Here is a 12,468-nt window from a genome sequence, read left to right on the forward strand (position 1 = left end):
CTGCGCTGGGAGCGTCAGTGGCCGCGCAGGCCCTCCAGGAGGAGCGACCAGAGGGCCTCGAAGTCGTCCTGGGCGGTGGGGCGGGACCACTCGGCGGCGTGGGCCGGGTCGTGGAAGTGTGCGGTGGCGAGGAAGACCGAGCGGGCCACCGGGCCGGCCGGGGCGTCGCGGAAGCCGCCCTGGCGGACGCCGTCCTCGACGATCTCCCGGATCTGGCCGATCAGCGTCCCGACGTGTTCCTCGACGGTGTCGCTGACCTCGCCGACCAGCGTCATGTAGGTGGCGAACAGCTCCGGGTCCTCCAGGGCCTTCTGCCGCTTGGCGGCGAACAGCGTCGCCAGCCAGCGGTGCAGCCGCTCGGCGGCCGGGCCGGGCTCGGCGGCGATCGCGGCGAGCTCGTCGTGGGCCCGGTCGAGCCAGCGCTGGGTGACCGCTTCGCGGAGCGCGGCCTTGCTGGGGAAGTGCCGGTAGACGCTGCCGTGGCTGACGCCGAGGGCGCGGGCGATGTCGACCACCGTCGCCTTCGCCGGACCGTAGCGCCGCAGGACGTCCTCCGCCGCGCTCAGGATCTGCTCGGCGGTGAGTGCGTTGTCCGTGGCCACGGGGAGGTCGTCCTTCGGTGTCGGTCCGGCGGGCGGGCCGCTCAGCGCTCGCTGTCCAGCATCGCCATCTGTGCGGCAGCGTACCGGTCGCCCGCGGCCGAGCCCTCGGGCACGGCGGCCTCGATCGCGGCCAGGTCGGCGGCGGTGAGGTGCACGTCCAGCGAGCCGAGTGCCTCGGCGAGCCGGTCGCGGCGGCGGGCGCCGACCAGCGGCACGATGTCCGAGCCGCGCGAGGCGACCCAGGCGATCGCGGTCTGGGCGACGGTCGCCCCCTTCGCCTCGGCGACCGTGCGCAGGGCCTCGACCAGGGCCAGGTTCCGGTCCAGGTTCTCGCCCTGGAAGCGCGGGCTGAATCCGCGGAAGTCGGTGGCGCCGACCTCCCGGCCGGCCGTCCAGTGTCCGCTGAGCAGGCCGCGCGAGAGCACCCCGTAGGCGGTGATGCCGATGCCGAGTTCGCGGGCGGTGGGGAGCACCTCGGTCTCGAGCGAGCGGGAGAGCAGCGAGTACTCGATCTGCAGGTCGCTGATGGGGTGCACCGCGGCCGCCCGGCGCAGGGTCTCCGCGCCGACCTCGGAGAGGCCGATGTGCCGGACGTACCCGGCCTTCACCATCTCGGCGATCGCGCCGACGGTCTCCTCGATCGGGACCTTCGGGTCGAGTCGGGCCGGGCGGTAGACGTCGATGTGGTCGGTGCGCAGCCGGCGCAGCGAGTAGGCGAGGGCGGTCTTGGTGCCGGCCGGGCTCGCGTCGTAGCCGAGCCAGCCGTTGTCCGGGCCGCGCTGGGCGCCGAACTTGACGCTGATCTGCACCGAGGCGCGGTCGCGGCCGCGCAGTGCCTCGTGCAGCAGCAGCTCGTTGTGGCCCATGCCGTAGAAGTCGCCGGTGTCGAGCAGGGTGACGCCGGCGTCCAGGGCGGCATGGACGGTCGCGATCGACTCGGCCTCGTCGGCCGGGCCGTAGAGGTCGGACATGCCCATCAGGCCGAGGCCGAGGGCGGAGGTCTCCGGGCCGGTGGTGCCGAGGGTGGTGCGGGCGGGCGTGGTGGCGTGGGTGGACATCTCGGGCTCCCTGGATCTGTGGGCGGACCGTGCTGACGTTTCGACTATGACATATCGAATGACAGATTTCAATATCTGTCATTCCATGAATGTCGGAGGCTGCCCGACGGGAGGGGGAGGGTGACCGGTACCAAAGGCTGATCGGCCGTCACCCGTCGGACGTGGATCGGCCGTCCGTGGGCGGTTCGGACTGCCGAAGCGACGCCGCAGGTCCATCGTGGGAAGCGGGACGCGCGCACCCGTCGCTGCACGGGCCGCGGAGCACCGGGCCACCTCGCACAGAACCGAACGGGTCTTCTAGGCTCACTTCCTGGGCCTCCCCGGCCGCCGGTGCCCGGCCGCACCGCGCACCGGGGACGCCGTCCACGGGCCCCGGGCGCCGGGGCCGTCGGAGCGAGCGAGGAGGACGACGTGTCACCCAGTCCGAGGTTGCACCATCGGCCAATGCCCAGCCGGACACCGGTCCCGGCCGCCGCCCGCCCGCCACGACCGCCACAACCCCGGCCGGCAGCACCGACCGCCGCGGGTTGTGGAGGTGCGAGGTGAGCCCGCATACCGTCCTCCCGGCCGAGCCGGGAACCGCACCGGACGGAGCCCCGGCCGGACAGCCGGCGGCCGACCGTGCCGCCGACGGCGACCCCGCGAATACCGCGGCGGCGCCCACCCCGACCCGGGCCGCCGACCCGACCGCCCCCGCGACCGCCCCCGGACTGCCCGCCCTGCCGGGACTGCCCCAGGCGCTCACCAGCCGGGCCCGCACCCTCGCCGGCGCCGTTCGCCGCCGCTGCGCCGCCCTCGCCGCCATGGAGTCGCCCAGCGGTGACGCCCCCCGCCTCGACGCCCTCGCCGAAGAGCTCTCGGCCGGCTTCGGCGCCACCGGCGCCCGGGTCCGCCGCGAGCGGGGCCCGGCCGGCGACCACCTGGTCCTGGAGTGGCCCGGCCGCGAGGAGGCCCTCCCGCACCTGCTCGTCGTCGGCCACCACGACACGGTCTGGCCGGCCGGAACCCTCGCCGACTGGCCGGTCGAGGAGAGCGACGGACGGCTCAGCGGCCCCGGCGTCCTCGACATGAAGGCCGGACTCGCCCTGCTGGAGGGCGCCTTCGCCCTCCTCGCCGACCTCGGACAGCGCCCGCACCGCACCGTCCGGCTGGTCGTGGTCGCCGACGAGGAGGTCGGCAGCCCGGACGGGCGGCGCATCGTCGAACGCCAACTCCCCGGAGCCGCGGCCGTCCTGGGCCTGGAACCGCCGCACCCCGACGGCCGGCTCAAGACCGCGAGACGCGGCTCCACCCGGGTGCTGCTCAGCGTCACCGGACGGGAGGCGCACGCCGGCAACGAAGCCGCCGAGGGCGTCTCCGCCGTCGACGAACTGGTCGACCAGCTCGTCGACGTCCGCGGCCTCGGCCGACTGCCCGGCACCGAACTCAACACCGGCCGGATCACCGGCGGCACCCGCGCCAACGTGATCGCCGGCCGGGCGGAGGCCGAACTCGGCCTGCGCTTCGCCACCGCGGAGGCGCAGCGCCGCGCCCTCGACACGCTCGCCCACCTCACCGCGCACCGGCCCGGTGCCGAGGTCTGCACCGAGGTGCTCTCCAGCCGTCCGGCCTGGCCCGAGCGGGACGCCAACCCGCTGCTGCGGCACGTCCGTTCGCTGGCCGCGGCGCTCGGCCAGCAGCTCGACGGCGCGCCGGCCGGCGGCGCCGGCGACACCAACATCGCCGGTGCCCGCGGCCTCCCCACCCTCGACGGCCTCGGCGCCGTCGGCCGCGGCCCGCACGCCCGCCACGAGCACGTGCTGGTCGACCAGTTCGCCCCCCGGATCGCCCTGCTGGCGGCGCTCCTCGCCGTACCGCTGCCCCGCCTCCGCGACCGCGCCTGACCCGGCGGTCCGGGCGGCCACCCCGTCCGGACCCACCCCCGGCTGCCGCCCGGCCCCGACCCCGGGGCCGGGCGGAATGCCGTCCGCTCCGGGAGGCCCGCTCCACCGGCCCCGGCGGGGGAGTGTGTCGCTCGTCTCCCTGCTGCCGCAGGTGTCTCGGTGGACGTGCCTTGTCAGGCCGGGCCCCGGCGTACAGAATGGGACCGACCGAACGGTCAGTCGGGAGGTGGGTGGAGTGACGGCGACGGAGCTGAGCGAGGCGGCCCTGGAGGGACGCTTCGACGCGGTGGTGGCTGCAGAACAGCGGATCGAGCCGCGCGACTGGATGCCGGACGCCTACCGGGCGACCCTGGTGCGCCAGATCGCGCAGCACGCGCACTCGGAGATCATCGGCATGCAGCCCGAGGGCAACTGGCTCACCCGGGCCCCCTCGCTGCGCCGCAAGGCGATCCTGCTGGCCAAGGCCCAGGACGAGGCCGGGCACGGCCTGTACCTGTACGCGGCCGCCGAGACCCTCGGTGTGGACCGGTCCGAGCTGACCGAGAAGCTGATCAGCGGCCGGCAGAAGTACTCCTCGATCTTCAACTACCCGACGCTGACCTTCGCCGACGTCGGCGTGATCGGCTGGCTGGTGGACGGCGCGGCGATCTGCAACCAGGTGCCGCTCTGCCGGTGCTCCTACGGGCCCTACGCCCGGGCGATGGTGCGGATCTGCAAGGAGGAGTCCTTCCACCAGCGGCAGGGCTACGAGCTGCTGATGACGCTGATGCGCGGCACCGACTCCCAGCGCCACATGGTGCAGGACGCGGTGGACCGCTGGTGGTGGCCGTCGCTGATGATGTTCGGCCCGCCGGACGACGACTCCCCGAACAGCGCCCGGTCGATGGCCTGGCGGATCAAGCGGCACTCCAACGACGAGCTGCGCCAGCGCTTCGTCGACATGACCGTGCCGCAGGCCGAGCACCTCGGCGTCACCCTCCCCGACCCGGCCATGCGCTGGAACGAGGAGCGCGGCAGCTGGGACTTCGGCGAGCCCGACTGGTCGGAGCTCAAGAAGGTGATCACCGGGCAGGGCCCGTGCAACACGCAGCGCGTCGAGCGCCGCCGGGCCGCCCACGAGGACGGCGCCTGGGTCCGCGAGGCGGCCCTGGCGTACGCGGAGAAGAAGCGGAGCGCACAGTGAACGCGAACCGGGCCGGCTGGCCGCTCTACGAGGTGTTCGTCCGCCCGCGGCGCGGCCTGAACCACGTCCACGTGGGCTCGCTGCACGCCTCCGACGACCGGATGGCGCTGCTCGCCGCCCGCGACCTCTACACCCGCCGCAACGAGGGCGTCAGCCTCTGGGTGGTGCCGTCCTCGGCGATCACCGCGTCCACCCCGGACGAGCAGGACCCGTTCTTCGAGCCCAGCGGGGACAAGGTCTACCGCCACCCGACCTTCTACGACATCCCCGAGGATGTCCCGCACATCTGACCCGCGACGACCGCGGACCACCGACCCTGGGGATGCCGACATGACCGACGACCACGTCTACCTGACGCTCACCGAGGCCGAGCCCGAGCCGCAGGGCGAGGCCCGCTGGGCGTACGGCACCGGTTTCGCCGACCCGCTGCTGGGCGTCGACACCGCGCTGCCGGACGGCGTGGCCGGCGCCGACCTCGCCGCGTACTGCCAGATGCTCGGCGACGACGCCCTGGTGCTGTCCCAGCGGCTCATCGAGTGGTGCACCCGGGCGCCCGAGCTGGAGGAGGAGGTCGCGCTCGCCAACCTCGGCCTCGACCTGCTCGGCCAGGCCCGCCGGCTGCTCACCCGGGCGGGCCAGGCGGACGGCTCCGGCCGCACCGAGGACGACTACGCCTACTGGCGCGAGGACCACGAGTTCCGCAACGTCCGGCTGGTCGAGGTGCCCAACGGCGACTTCGCGCACACCGTCGCCCGGCTGCTGGTCTTCGCCACCGCCCGGCACGCCCTGTACGAGCGGCTCGCCCGGCACGCAGACCCGGTGCTCGCCGCGGTCGCCGCCGCCGGCGTCAAGGAGCTCAGCTACCACCGCGAGTGGGCCCAGGAGTGGCTGCTGCGCCTCGGCGACGGCACCCCGTACTCGCACCGGCGGATGCAGGCCGGCCTGGACGCCGTCTGGCCGCTGCTCGACGAACTCTTCACCCCGCACCCCGTCGAGCTGCGGCTCGGCACCGACCCGGCCGCCCTGCGCGAACCGGTGCTGGCGCTGCTCGCGGACGACATCGCGGAGGCGACCCTGACCGTGCCGGACGCCGCGCCGCTGGCGTACGTCGGCGGGCGGGCCGGCCGGGACGGCGTGCACACCGAGGACCTCGGCCCGCTGCTCGCCGAGCTGCAGGTGGTCGCCCGCGCCCACCCGGGGGCGACGTGGTGACCACGACCACCCGCGCCTGGGAGGCGGCCGCCGCCGTCGCCGACCCAGAACTGCCCATGCTCACCCTCGCCGACCTCGGCATCCTCGCCGGCGTCGAGGAGAACGGCGGCTCCGTCACCGCCTGGCTCACCCCGACCTACTCGGGCTGCCCGGCGGTCGCCGAGATGGCCGCCGACGTGGACGCCCGGCTGCGCGCCGCCGGCTACACCGACGTCACGGTGCGCCTGCGCCTCGACCCGCCGTGGTCCACCGACCTGATCAGCGACGAGGGCCGCCGCAAGCTCGCCGAGGCGGGGATCGCGCCGCCGGCAGCGGGCGGCCTGCTGCGGCTCGGCCCGACCCGCCGGGCGGTGACCTGCCCGCAGTGCGGCTCCACCGACACCGAGGAGCTCTCCCGCTTCGGCTCGACCGCGTGCAAGGCGCTGTGGCGCTGCCGCAGCTGCCGCGAGCCGTTCGACCGGATCAAGGAGATCTAGATGGCCGTCCGCCGCCCGACCTTCCACGAGCTGCGCATCGCGGCACTGGAACCGCTCTGCGAGGACGCCGTCGCCGTCACCTTCGAGGTGCCGGACGGCCTCGCCGAGGACTTCGCCTTCCGGCCCGGCCAGACCCTCACCCTGCGCCGCATCGTGGACGGCGCCGACGAGCGCCGCTCGTACTCGCTCTGCTCGCCGGTCGGCGGGCCGCTGCGGATCGCGGTGCGGGAGGTGCCCGGCGGCCTGTTCTCCCGCTGGCTGGTCCGCGACGCCCGGGCCGGCGAGCAGGTCGAGGTGCTGCCGCCGACCGGCCTGTTCACCCCCGAACTCGACGAGCCCGCCGAGCACGTGCTGATCGCGGCCGGCTCCGGGATCACCCCGATGCTCTCCATCGCGGGCTCGGTGCTCGACGCCCACCCCGCCTCCCGGGTCACCCTGCTCTACGGCAACCGCCGCAGCGACACGGTGATGTTCTCCGACGAGCTCGCCGACCTGAAGGACCGCCACCTCGGCCGGTTCCAGCTCGTCCACGTGCTCTCCCGGGAGTCCCGGGACGCCGAACTGCTCAGCGGCCGGCTCGACCCCGACCGGATGAAGGCCCTCCTCGGCGCACTCGTCGACAGCTCCGCCGTGGACCACTGGTGGCTCTGCGGCCCGTACGGCATGGTCGTCGGCGCCAAGCACCTGCTCGGCGAACTCGGCGTGCCCGCCGACCGCGTCCACCAGGAACTGTTCCACGCTGAGGACGAGCCCGAGTACGAGCGCGGCGAGGAGCAGCCGGTCTCCGGCGACCTCAGCGAGGTCACCGTCGTCCTCGACGGCCGCTCCAGCGTGCTCGCGCTGCCCCGCGACCGCTCGGTGCTGGACGGCGCCCAGCGCTCCCGGCCCGACCTGCCGTTCGCCTGCAAGGGCGGCGTCTGCGGCACCTGCCGGGCCCTGGTCTGCGAGGGCGAGGTGGAGATGCGGCGCAACTTCGCCCTGGAGGAGAAGGAGGTCGCGGCCGGCTACGTGCTGACCTGTCAGGCCCGCCCGGTCTCCGACAAGGTCACCGTCGACTTCGACCGCTGAGCCGGCACCGGCCCCGCGCCGGTCCTGCCGAGCAACCGGACGATCCCGTCGGCCGCCGCCCGGCCGGCCCGGTTGGCGCCGACGGTGCTCGCCGACGGCCCGTAGCCGACCAGGTGGATCCGCGGGTCGGCGGCGGCCCGGGTGCCCTCCATCCGGATGCCGCCGCCCGGCCCGCGCAGGCCCAGCGGCACCAGGTGCGTCACCTCGGGGCGGAAACCGGTCGCCCAGACGATCGCGTCCACGTGCTCCTCGACGCCGTCCCAGACCGCGCCGTGCTCGGTCAGCCGGTCGAACATCGGGCGGCGCTCCAGCACACCCAGCTCCTCGGCCCGCCGGTACGCCACCGACGGGCCGAGCCCGGTCACGCTCACCACGCTGCGCACCGGCAGCCCCTCCCGGACCCGCTGCTCCACCAGCGCCACCGCCGCGCGGCCCGCCTCCGGGGTGAACGGGCCGTCCCGGTAGACCGGCGGCCGACGGGTCACCCACACCGTCCGAGCCACCGCGCCGACCTCCGACAGCACCTGGATCGCCGAGGCGCCGCCACCCACCACCATCACGCGCTGCCCCGCGAACTCCTCCGGCCCGCGGTAGTCCGCGTAGTGCAGCTGCCGGCCGGCGAAGTGCCCCGGGTAGTGCGGCAGGAACGGCCGCGTCCAGGTGCCGGTCGCGTTGACCAGGGCGCGCGCCGTCCAGTCGCCGCGGTCCGTCTCCACCCGCAGCCGGCCGTCCGGCAGCGACCGCACCGCGCGCACCCGCACGGGCCGCAGCACCGGCAGCGCGTGCTTCGCCTCGTACGCGGCGAAGTAGCCCGGTACCACCGTGTTGGCCGGGGCCTGCGGGTCGACCGCGGGCAGCTCGAAGTCCGGCAGGTCGTGGAAGCCGTGCACGGTCGCCATCCGCAGCGAGGGGGAGCGGTGCGCCCAGGCGCCGCCCGGAGCGTCGTCCGCGTCCAGCACCACGAAGCCGGAGTACGGCTCGAACCCGCGCCGCCGCAGGTGGTAGGCGGTGGACAGGCCGGCCTGCCCCGCGCCGATCACCACCACGTCCACCTCGCCCGGCACACCCCAGGTCGTTTCGCCTTCAACGGTCATGCCCGTGAAACATCGCGACGGCCGCACATGTTCCACCGCCGCCGACGTGGGCACGCCGGGGCCCGGCCGCGTCGGTCGGACGGCGGCCGGGCCCGGCGGCAGGGGCCTGGCGGGGTGTCAGCCGAGCGGGGCGATCCGGGCGGCGGTGCCGTACGCGCACACCTCCGTGCCCACGTCGGCGGCCTCCGTGACATCGAAACGGAACATCAGCACCGCGTTGCCGCCGCGCGCCTTCGTCTGCTCGATCAGCCGGTCCATCGCCTGGTTGCGGCTCTCCACCAGGGTCTTCGTCAGGCCGCGGAGCTCACCGCCGACCAGCGACTTCAGCCCGGCGCCGATCTGCGAGCCGATGTGCCGGCTGCGCACCGTCAGGCCGAACACCTCCCCGATGATGTGCTCGACCCGGTGCCCGGGCACGTCGTTGGTGGTCACCACCAGCACCTCGGCGTCCGGGCGCTGCCCGCCGCCGTACTCGTCGATGTTTCCCATGCCCCCACCATCGGTGACGGGACGTGGGATGCCGCCCCGGCTCGCCGGTGCGCGGCGCGATCCTCGCCCGATAGGGTCCCCGCCATGGGAACCGCACCGTGCTGAAGGCAGTCCTGCAGGGCATCGGCCTCGGGCTGCTCGTGATCGTCCTGGTGGTCGGCGGCACCGTCGCCTGGCTGTCGCGGCCCGGTGCCGACGAACACCCCTCGCGGACCGCCGACACACGGCTCGCCCTGCTCGCCGACGACCCGCTGCTCGACGCCCTCGGCGCGGCCCTCGGCGGGACCGCCGCACCGGAGAGGTGGCCCTGCCGGGACACCCCGCACGGCCGGATGCCGCCGATGCTGACCGCCGCCTTCACCGGCCCGCACCCCGAGTTCACCCCGCAGCGGATCCGCGACCTCGCCGCGGCCGCCGGCTGGCAGCACGAGGGCACCACCGGCGGCGGCCCGCAGACCGACCTGCACCTCGGCAAACCCTTCGACGGCTGGCGCAGCAGCGCCACGATCACCGTCGAGGCGTCCACCGTGCACGTCGAACTGGACGCCTCCGCGGACGACACCTGCCCGTGACGGCCACCCGTGGGGCGGCGCCCCGGCGCACGGCGCCCACCACGCCGAAGAAGGTGGCGGACACCGGTGATTCCGGGGCCGCCCTGGCCGTACTGTAGGCGCATGGGCGAGCGAAGCGATCATCCGCAGGGGCCGGGCGCGGCGGAGGACTCCGGCGCGCAGGAGATCGAGGCGACGGTGGTTCTCGGCATCCGCATCACCGACTGGCCGGCCCTGCGCGCGGCCGCGCTGGCGGCCGTCGACGAGCTGGACTTCGACGGGGTCGACCCGGTCGGGCAGCGCAGCGAGCTGCTCCGCGAGGTCGCCGACGACCCGAACGCCGCGCTCGGCGTGCTGCTGCACCCGGACCGGCTGGTCGCCGCCGTCCCCGGCATCGAGGCGCTCGGCGGCACCCTGGAGATCAGCGTCACCGACGACTTCGCCCCCGACTTCGCCGAGCTGTTCCCGCTCGACGGCGAGGACGGCGACGGCGGCGACTGGACCCTGACCCCGCGCACCGCCTGCCTGGTGCACACCCAGCTGATCGGCCTCGCCGACGCCGCCTACGACGACCTGGACGAGCACGAGGACGAGCCCGTCACCGAGGGCGACGAGCCCGACTGGACGGTCTACGCCCGGCTGCCGCGCCGCACCTGGTCGATGCACCGCACCTGGCGCCGGGCCCTCGCCCGTACCTTCGACGACCTCGCCGAGGACCTCGCGCTCGGCGAGTGGCCGCTGCCCCGCTGCCTCGCCGAGGAGGTCGCGCTGCGGCTGGCCCTCGCCGACGCCCGCAGCCTGCTCGGATCCCAGCCCGAGTCGGTCGCCGACATGATGGGCGACCTGCCCGCCGACCTCTACGACTACGACTGGGACGGCTGCACCGACGAACTGTTCGGCGTGTACGGCCCCGACGAGGGCGACCCGGACCTGGAGACCGTCGACCGGATCGACCAGCTGCTCGCCGCCACCCACCCCGAGGGCTGGTTCCTCGGCTACGAGGACGCCGAGGAGCGCGACCCCCAGCGCGGATACCGGCGCTGACGCCGCGGCGCCTGCTGGCATCCTGGTGGGGTGAGTTCTCCCTTCGCCGCCCCGAGCACCCCCGACGAGCCCGTCGACCGCGACAGCCGGGAGCAGTTCGTGCTGCCCCTGGTCGTCCGGATCGAGCGGGCCGACCCGCCCACCCGCACCGACGCGCTGGAGACCTCCGCCCGCGCCGTCCTCACCCTGCTCGCCGACCCGCGGGTCACCGACGGTGACGGAGAGTGGGCCGAGCGGGTCGCCGCCTGGGAGGACGCCCGGATCCGCAAGGTCGTCCGGCGGGCCCGCGGCGGCGAGTGGCGCAAGGCCGGCGAACTGCCCGGCATCACCGTCACCGGCGGCTCGGCCGAGGTGCGGGTCTTCCCGCCCGTCCCGCTGGACGGCTGGCCGAAGGAACTCGCCAAGCTCCAGGTCTCCGGCACCGACCTGGACGACCCCGCCGGGCCCGCCGCCCCCGCCGAGGGACTGCCGGTGCTCTGGCTCAACCCGGACCTCGAGATGAGCGCCGGCAAGACCATGGCGCAGACCGGCCACGCCGCCCAGCTCGCCTGGTGGCGGCTGGACGGCACCCGCCGCAAGGAGTGGGCCGAGAGCGGATTCGCCCTCGCCGTCCGCACCGCCGCCCCCGAGGCCTGGCCCGCCCTCACCGAGAGCGGCCTGCCGCTCGTCCGGGACGCAGGCTTCACCGAGATCGCCCCCGGCAGCTGCACCGTCGTCGCCGACCACCCGGCGCTGCGCTGACCGCGCTCGACGACGACGGCGCCCCCTCGGCCTGCACTCCGGTGGTCAGGCCGGGCGGGGGCGGGTGGCCGGGCGGGCTTCCGCGACGGCGAGGCCGGTGACGGAGGCCAGCAGGATCGCCGTGCCGGCGGCGGCCGCCGCCGTCAGGTGTTCGCCCAGCAGCAGGACCGCGATCGCGGTGGCGCTCACCGGCTCGATCAGCGCGATCACCGAGGCGGTGGTGGCCCGGACGACCGCGGCGCCCGCGAAGTACAGGCCGTAGGCGAGCGCCGTCGGCACGGAGGCCAGGTAGACCAGGAGCAGCACCGTCCGGCCGAGGCCCTCGGACTGCGGCAGCACGCCCTCGGCGAACGCGAACGGCAGCAGGCAGACCGTGCACACCGCGAACGACCAGAGGGTGGTCGCCGACGCGCTCTGCCGCTCGCCCGCCCGGCCGAGCCACCGGGTGTACAGCGTGATGCAGCCGTACCCGGAGGCCGAGACCAGCGCCCACAGCACCCCGGCGGGCCGGATCGCGCCGCTGCCGCCGTCCCCGAGCACCAGCACCGCGAGTCCGGCCAGCGCACCGCCGACGGCCACCGCGCCGGCCCCGCCGAGGCGTTCGCCCATGGTCAGCCGGGCGCCGACCGCGATCAGCACCGGCGCCGAGCCGAGGGTCACCACGGTGGCCACGGCCAGTCCGGTCTGCTGGACGGCCACGAAGTAGGCGGCCTGGAAGACGGTCAGCCCGAGGCCGTTGACAGCGATCCGCACCGCCCGCCGGCGCCACGGCAGCGACGCCCCGTCGGTCCGCGGGCCCCGGTTGCCGCGGCCGGTGCAGGCCTTGACGGCGAGCAGCAGCACGACGCCGCCGAGCGACCGCCAGAAGGTCAGCGCCAGCGGGCCGAGGCCGCTGCCGCCGTACAGCAGGGCGGCCGCGGCACCGGCGGTGCCCCAGGCGGTCGCGGAGAAGGTGATGTAGAGCAGGCCCCGGCCGACGGGCAGGGCGGAGGGGGTGGACATCGGGTGTTCTCCCACAGAAGAGGTCGGTCGCGTCATCCCGTCCGCGGGCAGCAACGACCACCCCG

The 12,468-nt window shown here is 75.1% G+C and carries 14 protein-coding genes; 9 read left to right on the plus strand and 5 right to left on the minus strand.

The window, feature by feature from the left end:
- Window positions 1-14: 14 nt before the first annotated feature.
- On the minus strand, window positions 15-602 hold the full coding sequence (locus AB0P35_RS01230; RefSeq protein ID WP_363504733.1) for a TetR family transcriptional regulator: 588 nt from the start codon (window positions 600-602) through the stop codon (window positions 15-17).
- A 41-nt stretch (window positions 603-643) separates the two neighbouring features.
- Entirely contained in the window at window positions 644-1,660 is a 1,017-nt protein-coding gene (locus AB0P35_RS01235; RefSeq protein ID WP_363504736.1) for an aldo/keto reductase, read from the minus strand.
- A gap of 542 nt (window positions 1,661-2,202) precedes the next feature.
- On the opposite strand from AB0P35_RS01235, the gene AB0P35_RS01240 reads away from it, so the two are divergent.
- From AB0P35_RS01240 to paaE, 6 genes are all read left to right on the plus strand, one after another.
- Window positions 2,203-3,543 carry a M20 family metallopeptidase gene (locus AB0P35_RS01240; RefSeq protein ID WP_363504739.1) on the plus strand — a complete coding sequence of 447 codons (1,341 nt, stop codon included), beginning with the start codon at window positions 2,203-2,205 and terminating at the stop codon, window positions 3,541-3,543.
- 235 nt (window positions 3,544-3,778) lie between these two features.
- Window positions 3,779-4,726: a 1,2-phenylacetyl-CoA epoxidase subunit PaaA gene (paaA, locus tag AB0P35_RS01245; RefSeq protein WP_306454381.1), complete on the plus strand. Its 948-nt coding sequence runs from the start codon at window positions 3,779-3,781 to the stop codon at window positions 4,724-4,726.
- Window positions 4,723-5,016: a 1,2-phenylacetyl-CoA epoxidase subunit PaaB gene (paaB, locus tag AB0P35_RS01250; RefSeq protein WP_095872314.1), complete on the plus strand. Its 294-nt coding sequence runs from the start codon at window positions 4,723-4,725 to the stop codon at window positions 5,014-5,016. Before paaA ends, paaB begins: the two co-directional genes overlap by 4 nt.
- A 40-nt stretch (window positions 5,017-5,056) precedes the next feature.
- Window positions 5,057-5,938 (plus strand): 1,2-phenylacetyl-CoA epoxidase subunit PaaC, encoded by an 882-nt coding sequence (gene paaC, locus AB0P35_RS01255; RefSeq protein WP_218835716.1) that lies wholly within the window; start codon window positions 5,057-5,059, stop codon window positions 5,936-5,938.
- Window positions 5,935-6,414: a 1,2-phenylacetyl-CoA epoxidase subunit PaaD gene (gene paaD / locus AB0P35_RS01260; RefSeq protein ID WP_218835715.1), complete on the plus strand. Its 480-nt coding sequence runs from the start codon at window positions 5,935-5,937 to the stop codon at window positions 6,412-6,414. Before paaC ends, paaD begins: the two co-directional genes overlap by 4 nt.
- Complete coding sequence (paaE, locus tag AB0P35_RS01265) at window positions 6,415-7,482, plus strand: 1,2-phenylacetyl-CoA epoxidase subunit PaaE (RefSeq protein WP_363504744.1); 1,068 nt, start codon at window positions 6,415-6,417, stop codon at window positions 7,480-7,482. It abuts the gene before it with no gap.
- On the opposite strand, the gene AB0P35_RS01270 is transcribed toward paaE, so the two are convergent.
- The gene (locus AB0P35_RS01270) at window positions 7,434-8,576 is read right to left on the minus strand and encodes an FAD-dependent oxidoreductase (RefSeq protein WP_363504747.1); all 1,143 of its coding nucleotides are present in this window, start codon (window positions 8,574-8,576) and stop codon (window positions 7,434-7,436) included. The two genes, paaE and AB0P35_RS01270, sit on opposite strands and share 49 nt — an antisense overlap.
- 117 nt (window positions 8,577-8,693) lie before the next feature.
- Window positions 8,694-9,065, minus strand: coding sequence for a YbjQ family protein (locus AB0P35_RS01275; protein WP_363504750.1), 372 nt, complete (start codon window positions 9,063-9,065; stop codon window positions 8,694-8,696).
- A gap of 98 nt (window positions 9,066-9,163) precedes the next feature.
- On the opposite strand from AB0P35_RS01275, the gene AB0P35_RS01280 reads away from it, so the two are divergent.
- The 3 genes from AB0P35_RS01280 to AB0P35_RS01290 all read left to right on the plus strand — a co-directional run bounded on the left by AB0P35_RS01280 (window position 9,164) and on the right by AB0P35_RS01290 (window position 11,401).
- The gene (locus tag AB0P35_RS01280) at window positions 9,164-9,637 is read left to right on the plus strand and encodes a hypothetical protein (protein WP_363504753.1); all 474 of its coding nucleotides are present in this window, start codon (window positions 9,164-9,166) and stop codon (window positions 9,635-9,637) included.
- 102 nt (window positions 9,638-9,739) lie between these two features.
- Entirely contained in the window at window positions 9,740-10,660 is a 921-nt protein-coding gene (locus AB0P35_RS01285) for a hypothetical protein (protein WP_363504756.1), read from the plus strand.
- 30 nt (window positions 10,661-10,690) lie between these two features.
- Window positions 10,691-11,401 (plus strand): aminoacyl-tRNA hydrolase, encoded by a 711-nt coding sequence (locus tag AB0P35_RS01290; RefSeq protein WP_363504759.1) that lies wholly within the window; start codon window positions 10,691-10,693, stop codon window positions 11,399-11,401.
- Window positions 11,402-11,446: 45 nt separating this feature from the next.
- Here the strand turns inward: AB0P35_RS01290 and AB0P35_RS01295 are convergent, their stop codons facing one another.
- Complete coding sequence (locus AB0P35_RS01295; RefSeq protein WP_363504762.1) at window positions 11,447-12,403, minus strand: EamA family transporter; 957 nt, start codon at window positions 12,401-12,403, stop codon at window positions 11,447-11,449.
- Window positions 12,404-12,468 lie beyond the last annotated feature (65 nt).

The sequence above is a fragment of the Kitasatospora sp. NPDC085879 genome (assembly GCF_040686255.1).
In the GTDB taxonomy this organism is placed as follows: domain Bacteria; phylum Actinomycetota; class Actinomycetes; order Streptomycetales; family Streptomycetaceae; genus Kitasatospora.